At 65.1% G+C, this 21,161-nt stretch carries 25 protein-coding genes and 1 pseudogene; 11 read left to right on the top strand and 15 right to left on the bottom strand.

The genetic code is table 11. The features are described from left to right. Positions 1 to 9: 9 nt before the first annotated feature. The 7 genes from TX88_RS21885 to TX88_RS21855 form a co-directional block, all read right to left on the bottom strand. Positions 10 to 1,017, bottom strand: coding sequence for a hypothetical protein (locus tag TX88_RS21885; RefSeq protein WP_044520004.1), 1,008 nt, complete (start codon positions 1,015 to 1,017; stop codon positions 10 to 12). Further along, positions 1,014 to 2,351, bottom strand: coding sequence for a Dyp-type peroxidase (locus TX88_RS21880; protein ID WP_044520003.1), 1,338 nt, complete (start codon positions 2,349 to 2,351; stop codon positions 1,014 to 1,016). Before TX88_RS21880 ends, TX88_RS21885 begins: the two co-directional genes overlap by 4 nt. Then, entirely contained in the window at positions 2,348 to 2,911 is a 564-nt protein-coding gene (locus TX88_RS21875) for a hypothetical protein (RefSeq protein WP_044520002.1), read from the bottom strand. The genes TX88_RS21880 and TX88_RS21875 overlap by 4 nt, the downstream gene beginning before the upstream one ends. A 145-nt stretch (positions 2,912 to 3,056) precedes the next feature. After that, positions 3,057 to 3,347 (bottom strand): cupin domain-containing protein, encoded by a 291-nt coding sequence (locus TX88_RS21870; protein WP_044520001.1) that lies wholly within the window; start codon positions 3,345 to 3,347, stop codon positions 3,057 to 3,059. A 13-nt stretch (positions 3,348 to 3,360) separates the two neighbouring features. After that, positions 3,361 to 3,684 carry a hypothetical protein gene (locus tag TX88_RS32865; RefSeq protein WP_110918178.1) on the bottom strand — a complete coding sequence of 108 codons (324 nt, stop codon included), beginning with the start codon at positions 3,682 to 3,684 and terminating at the stop codon, positions 3,361 to 3,363. An 11-nt stretch (positions 3,685 to 3,695) separates the two neighbouring features. Then, positions 3,696 to 5,057 (bottom strand): cytochrome P450, encoded by a 1,362-nt coding sequence (locus tag TX88_RS21860; RefSeq protein WP_044520000.1) that lies wholly within the window; start codon positions 5,055 to 5,057, stop codon positions 3,696 to 3,698. A gap of 78 nt (positions 5,058 to 5,135) precedes the next feature. Beyond that, positions 5,136 to 5,558: a YybH family protein gene (locus TX88_RS21855; RefSeq protein ID WP_044519999.1), complete on the bottom strand. Its 423-nt coding sequence runs from the start codon at positions 5,556 to 5,558 to the stop codon at positions 5,136 to 5,138. 137 nt (positions 5,559 to 5,695) lie between these two features. On the opposite strand from TX88_RS21855, the gene TX88_RS21850 reads away from it, so the two are divergent. Then, a complete protein-coding gene (locus tag TX88_RS21850) occupies positions 5,696 to 6,796 on the top strand; it encodes a hypothetical protein (RefSeq protein ID WP_162563194.1) in 1,101 nt (366 codons plus the stop codon). Positions 6,797 to 6,812: 16 nt separating this feature from the next. Here TX88_RS21850 and TX88_RS21845 read toward each other — a convergent pair whose 3' ends face one another. The 3 genes from TX88_RS21845 to TX88_RS21835 are packed head-to-tail and all read right to left on the bottom strand — an operon-like array spanning position 6,813 to position 8,733. Continuing rightward, positions 6,813 to 7,232, bottom strand: coding sequence for an arsenate reductase/protein-tyrosine-phosphatase family protein (locus tag TX88_RS21845; protein WP_044519997.1), 420 nt, complete (start codon positions 7,230 to 7,232; stop codon positions 6,813 to 6,815). Then, entirely contained in the window at positions 7,232 to 8,305 is a 1,074-nt protein-coding gene (gene arsB / locus TX88_RS21840; RefSeq protein ID WP_209447082.1) for an ACR3 family arsenite efflux transporter, read from the bottom strand. Before arsB ends, TX88_RS21845 begins: the two co-directional genes overlap by 1 nt. Next, complete coding sequence (locus TX88_RS21835) at positions 8,302 to 8,733, bottom strand: ArsI/CadI family heavy metal resistance metalloenzyme (RefSeq protein WP_044519996.1); 432 nt, start codon at positions 8,731 to 8,733, stop codon at positions 8,302 to 8,304. The genes arsB and TX88_RS21835 overlap by 4 nt, the downstream gene beginning before the upstream one ends. 100 nt (positions 8,734 to 8,833) lie before the next feature. Here TX88_RS21835 and TX88_RS21830 point away from each other — a divergent pair, with 100 nt between their 5' ends. After that, positions 8,834 to 9,193: an Rv2640c family ArsR-like transcriptional regulator gene (locus tag TX88_RS21830; protein WP_044519995.1), complete on the top strand. Its 360-nt coding sequence runs from the start codon at positions 8,834 to 8,836 to the stop codon at positions 9,191 to 9,193. Positions 9,194 to 9,227: 34 nt separating this feature from the next. On the opposite strand, the gene TX88_RS21825 is transcribed toward TX88_RS21830, so the two are convergent. Next, the gene (locus tag TX88_RS21825) at positions 9,228 to 9,521 is read right to left on the bottom strand and encodes a DUF4193 domain-containing protein (protein ID WP_044519994.1); all 294 of its coding nucleotides are present in this window, start codon (positions 9,519 to 9,521) and stop codon (positions 9,228 to 9,230) included. A gap of 158 nt (positions 9,522 to 9,679) precedes the next feature. On the opposite strand from TX88_RS21825, the gene TX88_RS21820 reads away from it, so the two are divergent. Then, complete coding sequence (locus TX88_RS21820) at positions 9,680 to 9,994, top strand: hypothetical protein (protein ID WP_235732593.1); 315 nt, start codon at positions 9,680 to 9,682, stop codon at positions 9,992 to 9,994. A 72-nt stretch (positions 9,995 to 10,066) separates the two neighbouring features. Next, the gene (locus TX88_RS21815; protein WP_044521602.1) at positions 10,067 to 10,987 is read left to right on the top strand and encodes a TauD/TfdA dioxygenase family protein; all 921 of its coding nucleotides are present in this window, start codon (positions 10,067 to 10,069) and stop codon (positions 10,985 to 10,987) included. Between the two features lie 14 nt (positions 10,988 to 11,001). On the opposite strand, the gene TX88_RS21810 is transcribed toward TX88_RS21815, so the two are convergent. Beyond that, entirely contained in the window at positions 11,002 to 11,295 is a 294-nt protein-coding gene (locus tag TX88_RS21810; protein WP_044519993.1) for a hypothetical protein, read from the bottom strand. Between the two features lie 344 nt (positions 11,296 to 11,639). Here TX88_RS21810 and TX88_RS21805 point away from each other — a divergent pair, with 344 nt between their 5' ends. Beyond that, positions 11,640 to 13,304, top strand: coding sequence for a CotH kinase family protein (locus tag TX88_RS21805; protein WP_044519992.1), 1,665 nt, complete (start codon positions 11,640 to 11,642; stop codon positions 13,302 to 13,304). Positions 13,305 to 13,308: 4 nt separating this feature from the next. Here the strand turns inward: TX88_RS21805 and TX88_RS21800 are convergent, their stop codons facing one another. Next, positions 13,309 to 14,229, bottom strand: coding sequence for a YjiK family protein (locus tag TX88_RS21800; protein ID WP_044519991.1), 921 nt, complete (start codon positions 14,227 to 14,229; stop codon positions 13,309 to 13,311). Between the two features lie 176 nt (positions 14,230 to 14,405). Here TX88_RS21800 and TX88_RS21795 point away from each other — a divergent pair, with 176 nt between their 5' ends. Both TX88_RS21795 and TX88_RS21790 read left to right on the top strand, forming a co-directional pair. Then, a complete protein-coding gene (locus TX88_RS21795) occupies positions 14,406 to 15,821 on the top strand; it encodes an amino acid ABC transporter substrate-binding protein/permease (RefSeq protein WP_044521595.1) in 1,416 nt (471 codons plus the stop codon). Further along, positions 15,818 to 16,591 carry an amino acid ABC transporter ATP-binding protein gene (locus tag TX88_RS21790; protein ID WP_044519990.1) on the top strand — a complete coding sequence of 258 codons (774 nt, stop codon included), beginning with the start codon at positions 15,818 to 15,820 and terminating at the stop codon, positions 16,589 to 16,591. Before TX88_RS21795 ends, TX88_RS21790 begins: the two co-directional genes overlap by 4 nt. Position 16,592: 1 nt before the next feature. Here the strand turns inward: TX88_RS21790 and TX88_RS21785 are convergent, their stop codons facing one another. After that, positions 16,593 to 17,195, bottom strand: a complete 603-nt coding sequence (locus tag TX88_RS21785; RefSeq protein ID WP_044519989.1) for a TetR/AcrR family transcriptional regulator — start codon at positions 17,193 to 17,195, stop codon at positions 16,593 to 16,595. Between the two features lie 104 nt (positions 17,196 to 17,299). Here TX88_RS21785 and TX88_RS21780 point away from each other — a divergent pair, with 104 nt between their 5' ends. Then, positions 17,300 to 18,205, top strand: a complete 906-nt coding sequence (locus TX88_RS21780; protein WP_049925259.1) for an alpha/beta fold hydrolase — start codon at positions 17,300 to 17,302, stop codon at positions 18,203 to 18,205. On the opposite strand, the gene TX88_RS21775 is transcribed toward TX88_RS21780, so the two are convergent. Beyond that, the gene (locus tag TX88_RS21775; RefSeq protein ID WP_049925418.1) at positions 18,178 to 18,885 is read right to left on the bottom strand and encodes a DUF3060 domain-containing protein; all 708 of its coding nucleotides are present in this window, start codon (positions 18,883 to 18,885) and stop codon (positions 18,178 to 18,180) included. The two genes, TX88_RS21780 and TX88_RS21775, sit on opposite strands and share 28 nt — an antisense overlap. Positions 18,886 to 19,129: 244 nt before the next feature. Here TX88_RS21775 and TX88_RS21770 point away from each other — a divergent pair, with 244 nt between their 5' ends. The 3 genes and pseudogenes from TX88_RS21770 to TX88_RS35280 all read left to right on the top strand — a co-directional run. After that, a complete protein-coding gene (locus TX88_RS21770) occupies positions 19,130 to 19,969 on the top strand; it encodes a peptidoglycan recognition protein family protein (RefSeq protein WP_044519988.1) in 840 nt (279 codons plus the stop codon). A 58-nt stretch (positions 19,970 to 20,027) separates the two neighbouring features. Then, positions 20,028 to 20,306: pseudogene (locus TX88_RS21765) on the top strand (ArsR family transcriptional regulator); the annotation flags it as partial. Between the two features lie 394 nt (positions 20,307 to 20,700). Then, a partial coding sequence (locus TX88_RS35280) for a YncE family protein (protein ID WP_409365889.1) occupies positions 20,701 to 21,161 on the top strand: 461 nt, incomplete at its 3' end.

Raw genomic sequence — 21,161 nt, 5'->3', positions numbered from 1 at the left:
CGGCCCCCATCAAGCCATCGTGACCAGGTTGCGCCAGAAGGACTTCAGGCTGTCACTGGCGCCGAACAGCGTCGTGAAGTGGGTGGAGTCGACCAGCACGATGTCGCCGGCGCGGTCACCGGACGGCGGCATGTGGATCAACGCGTTGAACTCGGTGTTGCCCGCCAACGTGAACGGATGCGGCCGGGTCTGGTCGATCAACTGGCGGCCCAGCACCCTGAGATCCGGCCCCTCGGGCGCGGTCAGCTCATAGTGCGGCAGGTGCGGATGCAGGGCCAGCGTCGTGACGTCCTTCAGCAGGCCTGCGGAATCCAGATCGTGGAATCGGGTGAGCGGCACAATCTGCCTGGTGCCCTCGACCGTGGCCGGGCGCAGGCCCCAGGTGTTGTGCACCGGGATGTTCAGTCCGGTCAGCAGCGATCGGGCGTAGCCGCTGAAGCGCTGGATCCGCGGGGTCAGCGGGTCACCGTGGTGCAGGTACTCCATCTGCTGCTGTTCCTTGTCGTCAGTGAACCCGACGTCGTGATGTGGTGCCAGCATCAGGCAGGTGCCCTCGCGCTTCAACCACTGCTGGATCGCGGCGATCTCGTCTTCCGTGGCGGCCTCGTCGCCGAGCAGGTGGTCGAGGCCGAAGATCATCAGGGTGTCGGTGTCGTCGAGGATGCGTTCATCGATCGGCAACCGGTACCCGGCCTGATCGACCCGCTGGAACACCGCCACCGGATGCCCGGTGGCCTCGCCGGCGACGTCCTGGAATGCCAGTGACGAGCGGTGGAACAGTTCCAGCGTTCCGTCGATGCCCTGCAGGAACTCCTTGGGGCTGTACTCGGGCGTCTCGTAGGCAGGCCAGGTGGCCAGGCGCACCTCGGTGACGGTGGAGAACCGGTTGTACAGCTCCGCCGGGTCGCGCTGGACCTCCCACGGGTAGCTCCACGACCAGTAGATGCTGACGCGTCGCTTTCCGTTGCGCGGCCGGGCGATGTGGGCCTGGTTGTAGGTGCGAGCGTATGAGCTCATGCTGCCTCCTTTGTTCCAATGGTCTTGAGGTAACGCAGCGCGTTGAGGCCGGGCAGGAAGAAGTACGCCCCGCCGCGCAGCGTGGTGAACGCGGGTAATCCCTTGTGTACTTTGCGGATCGGCCGCTTCGGAATCTTGAAGTCCAGCGTGCCGTCCTGGGTGCCGCAGATCGGGTCGTGGTCGTTGCCGAGATCCTTGAAGGACTTGTCGTTGATCCAGACGTTCTGGGCGAACTCGAACTGACGGACCAGGCTGGCGCAGATCAGGAACATCCCGACACCGCGTTCGATCCCGTCGTCGGGGACTCCTTCGGGCAGCGCAGGCCCGTAGGTGCCGCTGCGCCGGATCATCCTGCGCCGATTCGGGTTCGGTTCGGTGTCGCGTGGGTTCAGCCTGCGGGCGTGGGAGCCCAGCGGACAGGCGTAGCCGTGCGGATCCATCTGGCCGTAGTCGAAATCGTTGTTGCGCATCGGATCCGCGCCCAGTTCCGGATCGTCGTGTTCGGGTGCCAGCACCAACGGTGCACCGCTGCGCCAGCGTCCCATGAACTTGGCGGCGAGTAGTTCCTCGCCCTCGGCGCCCTCGGCATTCTGCTTCAGGTAGTCGCGGAAGGTCCCGACATGCTCCTCCAACCTGCGGTAGGCCATGTAGCTGCCGTTGCGCGAAAGCACCTCGGGTGTGGGCTGGTTCGACACCAGTCCGTCCTCGTCCGGATAGCCGAGGAGGAACTCACCCGGAGCGAGCGCCCCACCCGAACCGGGTATCAGCTCCTCGCCGGAACCCTTCATCTGCGGCTGAGATATCGGATCGCGGTACCCGAAGTGATCGTGGTCGTACTCGAACGGGGCGGTGGCGGCCAGATCCAGATGCGAAATCGACCGCACCCCGGGGCATCGGGCCAGCAGTGCGTCGTGTTCGCCGACGCACCGGAGGCGTTCCTCCTCGTCCCGGGCGAACAAGATGACCATCGCGTGCAGATCGTCACCCGCGAGCCCGCCCACCCAGTGTTCGGGTGCGGCCGCGCCGGTGTCCCCGAGGATGTCGGCGCGTGACGCCATACCCTCCCGGAACTCATCCGGGAACGACGCCAGTGTGTCCTCGTCAACTCCCAATGCGCGCAACCCGTTCCAGGTGAAGGCCAGGTTGACCCAACGCTTGAAGACGTTCACCGTCTCGCGGACGTCGGTGGCCGACTGCACGAGTGGGACCATCTCGGCCAGCCAGGCTCGGCCGGCCTCGGGGGTATCGAAGGACAGGAACTCGTACCGGCCGGTCAGGTGGGGCGTCCCGGTCAGCATGATGTGCTGGATATCGTCGAATTCGAGGTCCGTCATTGCATTTGGTCCAACATGTCGGAGAACGCGGCTTTGAGCCGCAACGCCTTCTTGACCTCCTCGGATGTCACGTACGGGTACTCGCCATACTCCAGGAAGCTGGGCACCTGGTGGTCGCGGACGAACATGATGAACGCTTCGGGGTTGGTCTTCCAGTCCTCCGGGAAGCCCTCAAGGTTGACGAAGGCCGTGGTGATGCCCGTCGAGCTGAACAGTTTGACGGCGTCCTCGGTGTACTTGTCGAAGTCGGTGTCGAAGATGCCCTGGTACTGGAAGTGCAGCCCGGAGCCGACGTCGAACAGCTGCCAGCGCAGGTAGTGCAGCTTCAGCGGGGCGAGCACGTCGGGTTGCGCGGCGACCGCCGCCTCGAGCTGCTTGCCGTAGGCCCGGATGGCCTCCTCGCGGCCCTCCTTCACCTTGGCGATGATGTTGAAGCCGTAGCACGCGGGGGTGCGGGGAAAGACCGGGCCGTATCGCCCCCGGGTCAGTTCGAAATAGCCCTCCTTGGGAATGGCGAGAGCTGCGGGCTGGGTCCAATCGTTGTTTCCGTTGTGCGCCATGGCAACGAGATTATGGGCGCGGCGGCCTCCCGTCGTCCCCCGATTCGGGGGAAAACCGCCCGTCAGAGCCCTGAAACGCACTCCGGGCGGTGATGCGCGCGTCACATCGGCCACCGGTGTGTGGCTCGAGGCGCCGGGGCTGCGGCTAGGCGAGTCGCTCCACTTCGACGAAGACGATCGGGTTGAGGTCACCGCGATTCTCGACGGTGTGTTCGGAACCAGCTGGGCGTGAATAGCTCTGGCCGGCAACGAGTTCCGAGACGATCTCGGTACCGTCGGCAGTGACGACATGCATGGTGTCGGTGACCAGCGGGACAACCACGTACTCGTGATCGTGCCGGTGCATCGGTATCGCACCGCCGGGGTCGATCGTCCACTGAGTGACGCGGAACCAGTCATTTTCGAGCTGGACCTCGCCGTGGGATCCGGTCGTCATGGTCGCCGCGCCATCAGAAGTCCGGCGTGCTCACGTCTTCGAGCTCCTGCTCGGGGCCGGTCGGTGCGACCGGGGCGGTGGGGGTCGTCTGGACCTCTGCCGAACCGCATTCGGTACCGCTCACCCCGGGCGGGCACAGGCTGTTGCCGCTCGGTGAGTTCGGCACCAGATAGGGGACACAATTCTGGGTGTAGGTGTCGTTGTCCTCGCCGTTCGGGCAGGCCGCCAGCGCGGTAGACGGAGCGGGCAGGGCGGCGAGGGTAGTCGTCGCCACCACCATCGCGACCGCGGAGCAGGCTGTGACTATCAGGTTTCGGGTAGTGATCAGGGCTTTCATGTCATTCACTTTCAGTCGATGACCGCGGTCGCCTTGTGCACGGTGATCGGCGCGGCCAGCTGCTGCTCGTCGCAGATCCGTTGCAGTTTCTCCAGTGTCTCGGCCAGACCCGCACCGGTCCGGCGGCCCGGTGTGAATGTCGCGGGCAGGTGCTGCATGCCTTGAATGACGCCGATGGTCTCGTAGTGCACGGTGCCGTGGGAATCGCACCGGTAATCCGGCATGCGGTCGAGCACCCCGGTCAGCATCGACTTGAACACCGTGCGCGCCACATTCGAGCCGATACACCGATGTACGCCCAGACCGAAACTGAAGTGGCGGTTACCCGTTCGGTCCATCATCAGCTCGTTCGGGTTCTCGAAGACCCGTGGGTCGCGGTTGGCCATCGCCCACGACAACCACAGCCGCTCACCCTCTTTGAGTGGCACACCGTCGACCTCGATGTCCTCGGAGATCGTGCGGCCGTCCCCGGGGGCCGGGGTGAAGAAGCGCAGGAACTCCTCGGTCGCCGAGTCGAGGAGGGAAGCCCGGTCCTGGCTCAACCGCTGACGTTGATCGGGGTGCAGGGAGAGCCACTCGAGCGAATGCGCGGTCAGTGCCGTGGTGGTGTCGAAACCCCCGCCGATCAGGAGCATGAGCATGCCCAGGATCTCGGAATCGGGTGCCGGCTCGCCATCGACGCGCATCCGGACCATGGCGTCGATCAATCCCGGACGCGGTTCTTCCCGGATCACCGCAACGTGGCCCATCATGTGGACCGCGGAGGCCACCGACAGGTCGAAGACACGTTTGGCGTCGGGGGAGTCGGCGCGCGTGTACACCGATGCGTGCGCGGGTTCGCAGTAGATCTCCCATTCGGCGAGTGGGACACCGAGCAGTCCCAGGGTCAGCACCGCCGGGACGATGTTCGCCAGATCGTCGACGAAATCGATACTGCCGTCTTCGATCTTCTCGTCCAGGCACGCCCTGACGAGCTCGTCGACCACGGGCTTCCACCGTGCGACAGCGGCCGGCGACAGGTAGCCGTTGAGCGGTGTCCGGTAGGCACGGTGCTCGGGATCATCCATCTCCAACATGCCGCCGCGGAACTGCGTGCTCACCTCGCCGCGCGGAATGTTGATGCCCCGATAGCCTTTTCGTTCCCCGACGATGTCGTTGTCATTCGAGATGTGTGGGCAGCGGGCGAGTTCGAAGACCTCGCTGCTGCCTGCGGCCACCCAGTGCCCGCCGTAGGTGTCGGTCCAGGCCAGCGGGCAGGTGCCCAGCATCTCCGAGGTGATCGGCTCGAACTGGTCGCGATACTGCGGGGTGTGCCGATCGAAGTGGTAGCTGTGCTCGACATGTCGAGCCTCTGCCGTCGCGCCCTCGGTCATCTGCGCTCCCAACGCCGTTGTGAGTCTGCAGGTCTGAGGATAGGAACTATGCGCCGCGGTGTGGGCGGTTCTGGTGGATCACGGCGTGAGATTCACGATTGCCTTGCCGTACTCAAGGTCCGCGGGCACCGAGACGTGGTCGTGAAAGACGCGCCAGACGCCGTCGACGCACCGCAGACATGCCGTCCATCGCAGCCACATGTCGATGTCGCGGCCACTGGCCAGGGTGCCGCAGACGTGGTTGAGGCTGTGTACGAACGCGATGTCACCCTCGGTGGTGACGGTCAGCTCGTGCACGTCGTAACCGATCGGTCCGGTGTATGCGGCGAAGACCTCCTGCCAGGCCCTTCGCTTGTTGTCGTCACCGGCGTACCGCAGCGGTGCGCCGAGGTCGAAGGACACCACGTCGGGCGCGTAGAGGGCCGTGAGCCTGTCGATATCGCGCGCACGGATCGCATCCACACCGTCGGCGATGCGCTGTCGAATGGCGGCTTCAGTCACGAATGTCACGGTAGGCCAGGGTGATGGCGCACCGGTGCGGTTCGCCGCGACTCTGTTCGGCGGTTGGCGCGCCGGACCGGACTCGGCGGGTTACAGTTCCGTCAATCTCATCTAATTCTCAGGATTGGGGTCTGTGCATGGACGTTGCGGTCCGCCCGTGGTTTGCCACCGGAGTAGCGATGGTCGGCGCGACCGCGGTGGCGATGTCGCCGATCACGCCATCGTGGCAGGCGCCCGATGTGCAGGTCGCGGCCCCGGCCATCGCCTCCGATTTCCAGCTCACCGACTTCGAGCTGCCCTACATCCTGACCTTGCCGATCGTGCGGCAGTCGATCCGCAACTGGGCCGAGAACTGGGCCGTCTACCTGGCTGGGCTGGGCAAGGCCGGGATCGGTCTGGGCCAGTCGGTGCTCGCGATCCCCGGCGTCACGGTGGAGATCATCCAGCAGATTTTCGATCTCGATTTCGTCGGGGCATTCGACACCTTCACCCAGGCGGTGCGGGATTCGGTGATCGCCGTCGGGCAGCCGCTGCTGGATTCGGCGATCTGGCGCAACCAGAAGTATCTGGTGGTGCAGGCAGCTTTGGAGGCCGCGTGGCCCAAGGCGGTCATCGACGTCGCCAACGGGTTCCTCGATGCCGGCAGCGGTGCCGTGAACGCGTTCATCCTGGGCACGCAGAACCTGGTCGCCGCCGTGCTCACCTTCGATCTGAGCAACATCATCGACGCCACGGTGGACGGAACGAGGAACTTCCTCGTCTCCCTCGGGGACGGCGCGAGGTCGATCGTCGACGGCATCGAGGCCGCTCAGCTCGGGATCACCACCGCGCTGGCGACCGCACCTCCACCGCCGCCCACCTTCGACACCGCGCAGCTGCGCAGTCCGTCAGCCGCGACGCCGATCAGTCTGGGGGCGCCGTTCAAGGCTGTCACGATCGACGTCCCCGACGCCCCGGTGCTCGACGTGCCGGATGTGAACGCCGAGGCCCAACCGGACGTGGAAGCGCCCGCCAAACTGGCTGCCGAACCGGAGGATTCACCGGTTCCGAAGAAGAAGGTCGCCGGCCGCACCGCGGTCAAGGCCGCGCTGAAGCAGGTAGGGGCCGACGTCAAGAGCTTCAGCGACCGGGTGACCGGCGGCCTGAACAAGCACGCCGACAGCAAGGCTCAGGGCAAGAAGGGGACCGCTGCCGCCGCGAAGCCTGCCGGTGGGGAGTCAGAAGGCGGCGAGGACTGAGTCGGCATCCCGAAGATCAGTCGGCAGGATTGATTCCGAGGTCCTCGAGAAGAGCGCGAACCCGCCGCTCGATGTCGTCGCGGATCGGACGGACCGCTTCGACCCCGAGGCCGGCCGGATCCGCCAACTCCCAGTTCTCGTACCGCTTGCCGGGGAAGTACGGGCAGGTGTCCCCGCAGCCCATCGTCACGACGACGTCGGCCGACTCGACGATCGCGTCGGTCCATCGCCGCGGTTGTTCGTGCGCGATGTCGATACCGACTTCGGCCATCGCCGCCACGGCTGCGGCGTTGACCGTGTCGGCAGGTTCCGAGCCTCCCGAGAACACGGTTGCCCGGTCTCCTGCAAGGTTGGCGAAGTAGCCCATCGCCATCTGGGACCGGCCCGCGTTGTGGGTACACAGGAACAACACGCTGGGGCGGTGGCGCCCTGTCATCAGCTGGTCCTCACGGGTTGGTCGTCTCCCACGGTGGCGAACCGGTGTCGCAGACCCAGTGACACGTAGACCAGCGCCACGAGTACGGGCACTTCGATGAGCGGTCCGACCACGCCTGCCAGGGCCTGGCCCGAGGTGGCGCCGTACGTCGCGATCGCCACCGCGATGGCCAGTTCGAAGTTGTTGCCTGCGGCCGTGAACGCGAGGGTGGTGGTGCGCTGGTAGCCCAGTCCCAGGACCGCTCCCAGCGCGTATCCGCCACCCCACATGATCGCGAAATACGCCAGCAGCGGCAGCGCGATGCGTGCGACGTCCCAAGGGCGCTCGGCGATCTGGTCGCCCTGGAGCGCGAACAGCACGACGATGGTGAACAGCAGCCCGTACAGGGCCCATGGGCCGATGCGGGGCAGGAACGTCGATTCGTACCAGTCCCTGCCTTTCGCGGATTCCCCGATACGGCGCGACAGGTAGCCGGCCAGCAACGGGATACCCAGGAAGATGATCACCGACTTCGCGATCTGCCATGGTGACGTGTCGATGCGGGCCTGCTCAAGGCCGAGCCAGCCGGGCAGAACCGACAGGTAGAACCAGCCGAGCACCGCGAACATGAGCACTTGAAAAATCGAATTGAGGGCGACCAGTACCGCGGCGGCCTCGCGGTCGCCACACGCCAGGTCGTTCCAGATGATGACCATGGCGATGCACCGGGCCAGCCCGACGATGATGAGACCCGTTCGGTACTCGGGCAGATCGGGCAGAAAGAGCCAGGCCAGCGCGAACATCAGGGCGGGGCCCAGCACCCAGTTGAGGATCAGCGAGCTGATCAACAGCTTGCGATCTCCGGTCACCCGGTCCAGTCGGTCGTAGCGGACCTTCGCCAGGACCGGGTACATCATGATCAGCAGGCCCAGTGCGATCGGCAGCGAGATGCCGTCGATTTGAACGTGATTCAGTGCGGTGTTGACTCCGGGAGCGAGCTTTCCGAGCAGCAGGCCCGCGGCCATCGCCACGGCGATCCACACCGGTAGCAGCCGGTCCAGCGTGGAAAGCCGCGCGGGGACAACCTGGTTCACGATGTGCAGCAGGCGCCGCCGGGTTCGGTGCCATCGAGTGCGGGTGAGTTGGTGCCGAATGACTCCGAGTCGGCAAGAACTGTGTAGACCTCCCACTTCTCGCCGGCAGGCCCGGTCACCCACACCTTGTCCTGGGTGGCGAAGCAACAGGTGGTGCCGATCTCCTCCTCGGTGAACAGGCCTTCGTCCGTGAGCCGGGCGATCTCTGCGTGCACCTGGTCGCTCGACTCGACCTCGACTCCGAGGTGGTTGAGTGTCCCGCCGTGCCCGGGGTTTTCGATGAGCACCAATTTCAGCGGGGGAGCGGCGATGGCGAAGTTGGCATAGCCGGGCTTGACCTTCGCGGGCGCCGTATTGAAGAGCTTCGAGTAGAACGTGATGGCTTCGTCGAGATCATCGACGTTCAGGGCAAGTTGTGCGCGGGACATGTCAGGCTCCCAACCTCTGCGACTTATGTCGAACTATTCGGGCAGCATCGATGATGCCACCTCTTCGACGTATGTCAATATCCTCTGGCAGAATGGTTGCATGCCCAAGGCGTTGCCGGTGGTCGACACCTCAGAACCGGTCTGCTGCTCACCAGTGGCGGCCGGCCCGATCGATGACGATGGAGCGCTGGAGATCGCCTTACGGCTGAAAGCGCTGGCCGACCCGGTACGGGTGAAGCTGGTGTCGCTGTTGTTCAGCGCGGAGGCTGGAGAAGTCTGCGGATGTGACCTGGCGGCCGCGGTGGGTCTGGCCGAATCGACGGTCAGCCATCATCTGTCGCAGTTGCGGCGAGCGGGAATGGTGGAGTCCGAACGGCGCGGTATGAACGTCTACCACCGCCCGCGCCGGGACTCGCTCGTCGCGTTGTGCACCGTGCTCGACCCGAACTGCTGTCGTTAGGACAACGGCTGTCGGGTCTGGGTCGTCGGGTGCGTCAGACGCACTCGACGCAGAGCAGCTGCTCGCCCTTCTGCAGGGCCAGGCGGTTGCGGTGCTGCACCAGGAAGCAGCTGGAACAGGTGAACTCGTCAGCCTGCTTGGGGATGACCCGAACGCTCAGCTCCTCGCCGGAGATGTCGGCGTCGGGCAGGTCGAACGAATCGACCACCTCGTCCTCGTCGATGACTGCCGTGTCGGCTGCGGTGCGCCGCGTGGCCAGCTGTTCCAACGACTCCTCAGCGGGCTCGTCGGTCTCCTTGACGCGCGGGGCGTCGTAATCGGTAGCCATAAATGATCCTCCTAAGTTCAAGACCAATGTTTCTCGCCAACGCCACAGCGGGACATCTTGTTCCCCGGGCGAACAGCCTGTAAACGTCGGATGCACGTTAGCGGTTCAATCCGCCGGGGTCTGCATCGGTGGACGTGATGCTGAGTACAGTCGTCGGCGTGCATGACGATGTCAGAGGTTCGGACGCCGAGATCTTCGATGACGCCGAGGTCGATGAGTACCTCGATGACGACGACGCGGATCTGGAGGACCTGGACGCCAACGGCCAGGTGATCTCGATCCGCCGCGCCAATGGCGAGGAGCTCCTCACCATCGTCGCCCAGGACGACGAGTGGAATGTCGACCTGCAGCCCGGGGGTTCCGTGCAGAGCGCGTTCCTCGGTTCCCGACGCGACACCCCGGTGTGGATCAACGCCCTCGACGGTCAGATCGAGCGCGACGACGACGGCACCTACGTCATCCGTATCGACTGACCTTCGAAGGTCTTTGCGCTCGTAGTGAGCGCAACCGTGGTGCTGCCACACCCCGTCGCCGATGGTGACGGGGTGTCCTCTCTGCGTGTAGTGAAGCTCGGTGCCCACATCGGGGCCCGCATCGACGGAATCGACGTCAACGGCAACCTCGACGCGGCCACGGTGTCCGCGATCAACGATGCCCTCCTTGAGCACAAGGTCATCTTCTTCCGCGGCCAGAACCACCTCGACGACGACGGGCAGTTGGCCTTCGCCCGGTTGCTCGGCACGCCGACGGGAGCGCATCCGACCGTCACCTCGCGGGGGGACCGGATCCTGCCGATCGACTCGCGGTATGACAAGGCCAACAGCTGGCACACCGATGTGACGTTCGTCGACCGCATCCCGAAGGCCTCGCTGCTGCGGGCGATCACCCTGCCGGACTACGGCGGCACCACGACGTGGGCGTCGACCGAGGCGGCGTACGACCAGCTGCCCGAGCCGCTGCGGGCGCTGGTCGAGAACCTGTGGGCGGTGCACACCAACCAGTACGACTATGCGGCCGATTACGACGGGCGCCACGAGGAACTCGCCGACGGCCATCGTCAGTACCGCGAAGAGTTCGAGTCCGTGTACTACGAGACCGAGCATCCGGTGGTGCGGATCCATCCCGAGACCGGCAGGCGGGTATTGCTGCTGGGCCACTTCATCAAGCAGTTCGTCGGCCTCGGCGCCGCGGAATCGGCCACGCTGTTCCAGCTGCTCCAGAATCGGGTCATCAAGCTGGAGAACACGATTCGATGGAGCTGGGAACCCGGCGACCTGGCGATCTGGGATAACCGGGCCACCCAGCATTACGCGGTGGCCGACTACGACGACCAGTTCCGCCGGCTCAGCCGGATCACGCTGGCCGGCGATATCCCGGTCGACGTCCACGGACAGCACAGCCGGGCGATCGCCGGCGATGCATCGCGATACTCCGAGGTGGTCACGCCGGCCGCGTTGGCGAGCTGACCCGGGCAGGATGATCAGAGCCGGTCCATCTCCCGAGCCATCAGGCTGTTCTCCAGGTAACTGCACCGCGACGGGTAGTAGCGGGCATGTCGCCGCTCAGTGCTCGCATGCCAGCGTGCTGCCACCGATGACATCGCATGCGACACCATCGCGATGACGTTGTGGTCCCCTCGGGAACCCGCTGCCGCCGCGGTACTGAACAGCACCTGCTGTTCGGTGATGAGCACCGGTTCGTGTGAATGTCGACCCGATGCGATCTGTTGTGAGGCTTCGCGCTTGTCGACGGAAACCGGATGGAAAATGCTCATTTCGAACTTCCTCTGAACCAAGCGCCGTATTTTCCAGCGCTTTCATGAAGAAAACGTACGGCCGCAGGCGGCTCATCCTCACGCGTAGTGCACTACCTCTATATGCGACGTTTCGGACCGAACGTTCTTTTACAGCTGGGCTTCCCGCGGCTGTGAAGTGGACAGGATGAGCGATTTGTAAAGCCCAACACGCAGTTTGCCACTGGCCGATGGCGTGGGGAACGGGACCTTTCCTGTGCAACTATCTTGTTCCCGCGCAGTGCAATTGGATGGCCACTCGGGTTAGCGTCGCGCACACTGATCGTCAGGGATTCGGCGAGAGGTGCTGACGTGGGGGAGATCCGATGAGCGCGCAACAGCAGAAGAAGCTCGACGCGCTCTATGCACTCGACAACGTGCTCACCGTCAGAATCGCTATGGCGCAAGCGGACTGGGATGCGGTGCGCACCGAGCAGCCCGACGGCGGGATATGCAACTTCGACTGGGAGGGCGGTTCGCGCTATACCTGGCGCAAGGCGGCTTCGGTCGAGATCTCTGGGACCGCGTTCCCCGCGCGGGCCGAATTCAGCGACGTCGGCGTCAAGAAGAAATCCTTCTGCGGCTCGATCAACAGCGAAAAGCCGTGCATTCACCTGGATTTCGGCAAGTTCAGCGATACCAGTGAGGAGCGTGCCGAGGATCTGCTCGGATCGCGCTACCTGACCCTGAACAACTCGATCCAGGACCCGTCCTACGTGCGTCAACCGCTCGGCTATCACCTGCTCGGGATGGCGGGGCTGCCGCATTCGCGCTGCAATCTGGTTCGCGTCTTCGTCAACGGCACCCCGATCGGGCAGGGCTTTCCCGGGGTCAACGCGCCGGGCGTCTACGTCAATGCCGAGCCGATCATGAAGCGGTACATCGAACGTAACTTCGGCAACATGAAAGGAAATCTGTACGAAATCGAACACCGGGATGATTTCGTCGCAGACCGCCTGCGCCTCATCGCCACCGAGGACCTGTCGGCGTTCGGCAACAAGGCAGACCTCAAGTTCGCCATCGGCCACATCGCCGACCACGGGATCGCCGGGGCTGCAGAGGTGTTCGATATCGAGCAGTTCATCCGGCTGTATGCGATGGAGTTCTTTCTCAAACACTGGGACGGCTACTCGAACAACACCAACAACACCTACGTCTACAACGACGTCACGGCAGTCGAGGCACCCGGCCTGGGAAACATCAAGTTCAAGCTGATCCCGTGGGGCATCGACCAGACGTTGCGCACCGACCACCGGTTCAAGCTGGGCGGCGCCGCGGTACTCGCGCAGCTGGTGCGGGACGACGTCGCCAGGCGCGAGCAGTTGTTCGACCAGATCCGCACCTACCGCGACACGATTTTCAGCCGGCAGTCCCAGCAGACGGTGCTCAAGCCACTGCTGGACCGGCTGGAGAGCCTGGTCGCCGACCTCGGTGTACCCGATGCAGCCGGGCAGGTCGCCACCGTGCGTCAGCAGCTGCGGCTGGCCGAATCAGCCGCCTACGCGTTGACCGGGATCCCCGACAACGCCACCGTCTACCTGCTGAACGAGGAGGCCGGCGCCGCGCTGCATGCCAGCAACAGCGAGACCATCCCGCCGGGGGCGGCCGTAGGGGAGAACTTCGAGGTCTATCACTGGCCGCTGAAGGACGACAACGATCCGGCCGACCTCTGGCGGATCACCGACGCAGGCGGCGGGCGCAAATCGCTGACCAGCCAAGCCTCCGGCCGCGTGTTGCACGCCAGTGACAGCCTGACCACGGACCAGGGGCACAAGTACCTCTACACCTGCACGCCGGCCAACGGCGACCATGCCGAGGAGTTCGCGATCGTCCCGTCGGCCTCGGCGCCGGCCGACTTTGCCTACAGCGGCTACCTCCGGCTGGTGAGCGCGCGGACGAACCTGCACGCCACCTACGGCATGGACCTCACCCCGGGTGGCCGGGCCCGGGTCCATCAGGAGCCGCTCGGCTCGCGGATCTGCTTCTACTGAGGGTTCAACCCCCGGTCACCGCGTAGCCGCCGCGGTCGTCGACGATGAGGATCCGACGCTTGCCGTCGCGGTAGAAGGCGGTGCAGCCCTCCGGCTTCATCGACTCGCCGAAGCGCGCCCCGGTGACCCGTAGTGCGTCGGCGCCGCGCGTCCAGGTGCACAGCGCGAACGGCTCGGCTTTCCTGCTCAACGACTTGCCGAGCAGGATCAGGAACTGGCCGGAACGTTCGTCGTAGGAGATGTCGCGGATGCCCTGCAGCGCAGCAGAGTGGGGCACCCGCAGGGTCCGGGTCACCGGGGCGCCGAGGGCCGCCGTGGTCCACGCGGCCGTGCCGGCGTGCATCGGAACCTCGACGATCGTCACTTGACCGGGCTCGGCCGGCCCTCGTACCCCGAACAGCAGCGCCCGGGCGCCCGGATCCCACGCCACACCTTCGATATTGACTCCGCCGTCATCGGGTTCGGATGCCGCTGCCGCGGCCAGGGCGGGCTCGTGCGCCAGCAGCCAGGACCGGAACCCTGCCATCGGTTCGGCCCGCAGGTCACCGGAGTCGGCGTAGCTGATGCGGACCAGTCCGTCGTTGACCCGCGAACCCGAAACGGACAACGAGGATGTCGCGACGAGGTAGGTCCGGCCGTCGGTGTCGACGCGGGTCAAGCCCTCGGGATCACCGAGTTGCTGCTCCGTCACGCCCACCAGGTCGCGCCGCCTGATCTGTTTCAGGTCGTCGTTGTCCGGATCCAGGGTGAGCTCGAAAACCGCTGTGGGGTCGTGGTTGTCGATGAAGACGAACCGTTCCGGCGCCACCTGTACGACGCCGGATGCATTGAACACCACACCGTCGTTGCGCTTACCGAACGACCGTGACTTGATCCGTGACGTGTCCCCGAACAGCTCCCGCGGGATCTTCAGGGGCTCGGCCATACAGCGATGCTAAGCCGCCGGCCTCCGCCGTACCCCCGGAAATCCCGCCCTAATCGTGGTCGCGACGATAGCGTGAGGACTCGTCGTTTCACACCTGGATAGGAGACTGGACGATGAGAGCCGAATCCGCGTCGGGCGAGGGCATCGCCGGAGTATTCCGGTCCCCGCAACGGCTGATGGCCGCCGTCGTGGCGTTGCTGGTCGGGCTGTTCGGGGCAGCGATGCTCGCCCCGGCCAGTGCCGCCGCCGAAGGCGAGACCTATATCGTCGCCACCGACATCACGTTCGCGCCGTTCGAATTCCAGGACGTGGACGGGAAATTCGTCGGCATCGACATCGATCTCATCAACGAGATCGCGGCGAACCAGAAGTTCAACATCACGATCAAACCGCTGGGCTTCGACGCCGCGCTCCAGGCGGTTCAGGCCAATCAGGCCGACGGGGTGATCGCCGGCATGTCGATCACCGACGAACGCAAGAAGGTCTTCGACTTCTCCGACCCATATTTCGAGTCCGGCGTGCAGATGGCCGTGCTGGCCGGCAACGAGGACATCAAGTCCTACGCCGACCTCAAGGGCAAGCGGGTCGCGGTCAAGAACGGCACCCAGGGCGCCGAGTTCGCCGAGTCGATCAAGGACAAGTACGGCTTCCAGATCGTCTCGTTCGCCGATTCCGCGTCGATGTTCGAAGAAGTGAAGACGGGTAACTCCGTGGCCGTCTTCGAGGACTACCCGGTGCTCGCCTACGGCATCCAACAGGGCAACGGCTTCAAGACCGTGACGCCGAAGGAGAAGGGCTCCAGTTACGGCTTCGCGGTGAACAAGGGCCGCAACGCCGAACTGCTGGGCAAGTTCAACGCGGGTCTCAAGGAACTCAAGGATTCCGGCCGTTACGACGAGATCGTCGAGAAGTACCTCGGCGAGGGCGCCTCGGAGGCGGACAACTCCTTCTTCGGATTGATCAAGAGCACCTTCCCGTTCCTGATGGCCGGCCTGAAGATGACGCTCATCCTGACGGTGGTGTCCATCGCCATCGCGCTGGTGCTCGGCATCATCTTCGGTCTCTTCCGGGTGTCACGGTCGATAGTGCTGCGGGCCATCGGCACCACCTACGTCGACATCTTCCGCGGCACACCACTTCTGGTGCAGGCCTTCTTCATCTACTTCGGCATACCGACGGCGCTGGGATTCCAGATGACGGCGCTGACGGCGGGCATCATCACGCTCTCGCTCAACGCCGGGGCCTATATGACCGAGATCGTGCGCGGCGGAATCCAGGCCGTGGACAAGGGGCAGATGGAGGCGGCCCGCAGTCTGGGCATCGGGTACTTACCGACCATGCGCAAAGTCATTCTGCCGCAGGCGGTCCGCACCATGATCCCGTCGTACGTCAACCAGTTCGTCATCACCCTCAAGGACACGTCGATCCTGTCGGTGATCGGCATCGCCGAGCTGACCCAGACCGGACGCCTGATCATCGCCCGCAACTACCAGTCGTTCACCATGTGGCTGATCATCGGCATCATCTACTTCATCGTCATCATGGCTCTGACGAAACTCTCCGACCGGCTCGAGAAAAGGATGGTGAAATGACCCAGCTGGTACCGGAAGCCGCGGCCGCCGAGCCCGAGGGCACCGTCAAGATCCGTATCGAGGGTCTCAAGAAGTCATTCGGCGACCTGGTGGTGCTCGACGGCATCGACACCACCATCAGCAAGGGCGAGGTGGTCTGCGTCATCGGACCGTCGGGATCCGGCAAATCCACGTTCCTGCGGTGCCTCAACAAGCTCGAGGACATCACCGCGGGCAAGGTCACCGTCGACGAGTTCGACCTCACCGACCGAAAAGTGAACCTGGACAAGGTTCGTCAGCACATCGGCATGGTGTTCCAGCACTTCAACCTGTTCCCGCACATGACGGTGATCGACAATGTGACGCTGGCGCCGCTGCTGACCAAGAAAATGGACAAGGCCGCCGCCGAGAAGCGGGCGATGGAGTTGCTGACCCAGGTGGGCCTGGCCGAGAAGGCCAAGGTCAAACCGGCGACGCTGTCCGGCGGTCAGAAACAGCGCGTCGCGATCGCCCGCGCGCTGGCGATGAACCCGTCGATCATGTTGTTCGACGAGGCCACCAGCGCGCTGGACCCGGAGATGGTCGGCGACGTGCTGCAGGTGCTGCGCGACCTGGCCGAGGGTGGCATGACGATGGTGGTGGTCACCCACGAGATGGGTTTCGCCCGCGAGGTGGCCTCCCGGGTGATCTTCATGGCCGACGGCAACATCGTCGAGGACGACACCCCGTCCGAGGTGTTCGACAGCCCCAAACACCCTCGGCTGCAGGAGTTTCTGTCGAAGGTGCTGTAGCTCAGCCCACGAAGAGCCCGTCGACCAGGGCTTGCGCCACCAGGCCGGCGTCGTGGCGGGCCGCGGCCGGGTCGTCGGCGGTCGCGATCAGCAGGGCTGCCTCGTCCAGTGCCCCGATGATCATCGACGCGAGGGTGTCCACGGGAAGGTCTGGGAGCTCCCCGGCGTCGATGGCGCTGCGGATGCCGTCGCGCAGGGCGCCGAGGTAGTTGCGATTGTCGATCTCGCGCATCTGGGTGAATCCCAGTGCCGCCGGCGCCTGCAGCACGCTGATGCGGGCGACGGTGGGGTCGAGGCAGCCGTCCAGGAACTCCTCGATCCCGGCCTCGAGCTGCGCTCGGCTGGTGTCGTGGGCCAGGGCTGCCGGCAGAACCCGCTCGGCCAGTTCGCCTTCCACGTTCTCGTAGACCGCCCGGAACACCGCCTCTTTGGTGGGGAAGTGGTAGTACAGCGCGTTGCGGGTGACGGCGGCGACGCGCGCGATGTCGCCCGTGGACACGGCCGCATAGCCGCGTTCGACGAACAGTGAGCGGGCCGCGGCGACCAGCGCGGACCGGGTTGCCTCGCTGCGCTGTTCGCGGCCGTCGCGGAGGTCATCGCTCATCGGGGAATTTTAACAAGCTGTATGTATTGCTGTTCCGCCGTTCATGTGTTTCCATACAGTCTGTATTGATTTATGTCCCGAAGCTCACGGCGAGAGGACAGGCAATGAACACGAACACGCTCAGCTCCCGGCGGATGGTCCAGCTGCCCAGCGGCCTCGTCGGGGTACGTGAACACGGCAACGGCCGGCCAGTCGTGCTCCTGCACGGCCTGGTGGCCAACGGGCTGGTCTGGCGCCACGTGGCCGACGGCCTCGGCGCCCGGTTCGGCGGCACGATCCGTTGTATCGCACCAGATCTGGCCCTGGGATCACACACCCCGGCGGTCCCCGGCGCCGATCTGACCCTGCCCGGTCTGGCCCGGACCGTCATCGATCTCCTCGACGCGCTCGGCATCGAGGAGGCGGTCCTGGTCGGCAACGGCTACGGCGGCGACATCGCCCAAGTCGTCGCCGCGTGCTACCCGCGGCGGGTCGAGGCGCTGGTGCTCGTCGCGACCAACGCGTTCGACTCCGATCCGTGGCCGGTCAAGGTGCTGTCCCGGCTCGCCTCGCTACCCGGGGTCGGGCCGGTGCAGTCGAAGGCCATCGGGCTCAAGCCCGTGCAACGGCTCCGGATCACCTATGGCGGTGCGACCAAACGCCCCATCCCGGCCGACATCATGGCGGAGTATCTCCGGCCGCTGCGCAGTGATCCGTTGGTGCGTAAGGATTTCCGGCGCTTCCTGGGCGGGCTGTCGCCGGCGTACCTGGCGGAGTACTCACCCCGACTGGCCGACTACGACCGGCCCGCCGTGGTGGTCTGGCCGCGGGAGGAGCGGTATTTTCCCGCCGAGGGGATGGCCCGGCTGGCCCGGACGCTGCCCCGGGCCAGGCTGGAATACGTCGACGACTCCTATGCCTGGGTGCCCGAAGACAATCCGGCTCCGCTGGTCGCGCTGTTGTGCGAGTTCCTCGGGTGCCCGGAGCCCGCGGCCGAATCCGGTCAGCCCTGCTCGACCACGTTGGACTGACCCGATTTGCTCACGTCGGGTTCGCCTGCGCGGTAGGTGACCCGGTTGTCGAATCCGGATACTCCGATGGTCTCGACGGATTCGACGGTGATGACGTTCTCGACGCCGGACACGGTGACGGCGATGCAGTGGCCGGTGATCTCCAGCTCGTTCTGGATTCCGCTGACGATCACGGTGTTGTCCCGGCATTCGACGGTCCGGTGCTCGTTGATCCCCGAGACGATCACCGTCTCTCCCGCCGGAACCTCCGTCGGTGCAACGGATCCGGGCAGTGGCACGCCGTTGATCGTGGTCTTCCGGATGACCGTCGACTGGCTGTCGGTGACCGTGTCGGTATTGGTACCGGTATCGGGGTCTGCCGCCTCGGTATTGCCGAACGTCAGGTACGCCGTCACGAGGCCGCCGACCAGCAGGGCCAGTGCGAATCCGCCGAACACCAGAAATAGATGCGCGCTGCCGGTGCTGCGCTGCGGTTGCGGCGGTGCCGGATACGGCTCATAGCCCGGCCACGGCGCCGGCGGTCCCGGGGGCGGTGCTGGGAAGTTGTTCCCATATGTCCAGGGCTGGGTCGGGGGCGGAGCGGCGGGGCCGCCGGTCCCGAGTTCCGAGGTGCGTGCGGCGTCAGCCAGTGGGCGCTCGAGTTCCCTGATGCGGGCCTCGGGATCGTCCTTCGGGTCCATGCGCAGATGCTCGCACATTCGGCCGCGAATGCGTACGGAATGCACCGTCATCGCCCTGAAGGACTATTTGCTGATCGACGCGCTCGCGAACGGTGTCCGGTGCCGGAATCCAGGTGAGCTGGCGACGAGCAAAGTAGTTGATGGATAACCGGTCTGAGCGTTCTGGGAGGTGCGGGGCGATGTCGGTCGCCGGGCGTAGGCTTGATTCCACTGAAGGTTTGCTGCACAAGGGAAAGGAATCTCAGTGCCTCAGACAGGGCGATGGACCGGCGACCCCGTCTGGCTGGCCGATGTGCTCCGGGCGGAAGGCATCGACCTCGTCGAGTATCCCGGGTGGCGGACGCGGGGGCACGGCGATTTCAAGGACATCCGCGGGGTGATGGCGCACCACACTGGGTCGGATACGGCGACGGCCGCGTCGATCGCCAACGGCCGTCCCGACCTTGCCGGCCCGTTGTCGCAATTGCATATCGCACGCGACGGCACGGTGACGGTCGTGGCCCTCGGGGTGGCCTGGCACGCCGGGATCGGCATGTATCCGTGGTTGCCGACCAACATGGGCAACTGGCACATGATCGGGATCGAATGCGCCAACAGCGGCACCAGTCCCACCGCGCCGCATCGCAAGAACTGGCCCGACGCACAGTATTTCGCGCTGGTGCGGTGCTGCGCCGCGATCAATCGCCGGCTGGCGCAAACCTCCGAACGCACCATCGGGCACAAGGAGTATGCGGGCCGCGCACAAGGCAAGTGGGATCCCGGTGCCATCGACATGGACATCCTGCGCGCCGACATCCAGGCGCGGATCGGCGATATCGCGAATCCCGCACCGACGCCCCGTCCGCCGGTACCCGAGGGCCAGTACATCGACACCCTGCTGTTCCGGCCCATGGAAGGCCCGGAGGTGGCCCAGTTGCAGCGCCGGCTCAAGACCGCCTATGCGAGCTATGCGGGGGATCTCGAGGTCGACGGCGTCTTCGGGCCGCAGACCGAAGCTGCCGTGAAGGAATTCCAACGTCGCACCCGCGGACTCAAGGTCGACGGCATCGTCGGCCCGGCCACCGCCGCCGCGCTGCGGCTCTGACCCGATCCGGGCTGACTCGCGCTCCCGGTGTTCCTGACGAAGGTGCGGTCTTGGGCGGATCGCTTCGTTCGGGGAGATATCCGTCGAGATCTGCACGTGTCCGCGGGCCGAGGTCGCGGTCGGTTCTCCCGAGGTGGTGCGAGGCATCCAGCAGGGCGTGATGCAGGAAGTGGTCGACAAGAACGCCGAGGTCGTCGGGGGTCGCCACACGGTGTCGGTTCGGCCTGATGCCCGCAACGGTTCGTGCGAGGTGAGCCTCGTGCTGCAACCGCTGGCCGACTGGTTGCTGGGCGCAGCGAACTACGGATTTTGCACGGCTCAATTTTCACAGCGGTAACACGAATCGGCCGTCTCTGCCAGTCAGCGCGCTTTGACGCCCGAGAAAGTTTGCTGGCGTGTCGCGGTGTGATCTACCGCTCACTTTTGCCGGACAAGGTAAGAATTGTCATTGACGGCTCCGCTGCTCGTGAAATGCGCCACGTCCGGCAGGCGCTGGGAAGTCCCTGGTAACAAGCATTTAATCAAATGCGACCAAAAGGTAACGAGTCGATAACGAAGAAATTCCTAAGCGCATTCTGAGAGTGTGTTGTCGAGTGTCACGAATTCGCTGTGAACTCGTTCTGGACCTGTCGGTTTCGTCGCTAGACTCAATGCAACCGCGCCACTCCCGGCGCAGATAGACCTGGAATCTAGAGCCGGTTACAGCCTTGCCGGCGGAGGTGCCGATAACGATGGCAAACAACTTCCTGCGTGCGCTGGTCGAGGCGCTGCGCACTGGCCGCGATGACCGCGCCATCGACGATACGTCTGCCCGCAGCGTCGCCTTCGACGGTGCACTGGATGACATCGACGTGGCCGGTCTGGCCGAGGTCGGACGCGGTCCGATCGGCGACATCGCCGTCGATCCCGACCGCGAGACCGTCGTGGTGACCAACGCCGCAGCGCAGAGCCTGACCGTGATCAACCCCCACACCATGAGTGTGGTGGGTTCGGTCCGCCTCGCCGGAGACCCGTTCGCCGTCGTTGTCGCCGACGACCGCGCCTACGTCAGCGTCGCTACCGCGGGACATGACTCGATCGTCACGGTCGACACCATCACCGGCGCGGTGCTCGCCGAATACCCGCTGGCCTTCAGTGTCACCGCGTTGGCCATCAGCCCGGACGGCAAGCGCGTCTTCGCCGGCCGCACCGG

It is taken from the genome of Mycolicibacterium septicum DSM 44393, from assembly GCF_000455325.1.
Taxonomy (GTDB): Bacteria; Actinomycetota; Actinomycetes; order Mycobacteriales; family Mycobacteriaceae; genus Mycobacterium; species Mycobacterium septicum.
This window is presented reverse-complemented; position numbering and strand designations above follow the sequence as displayed.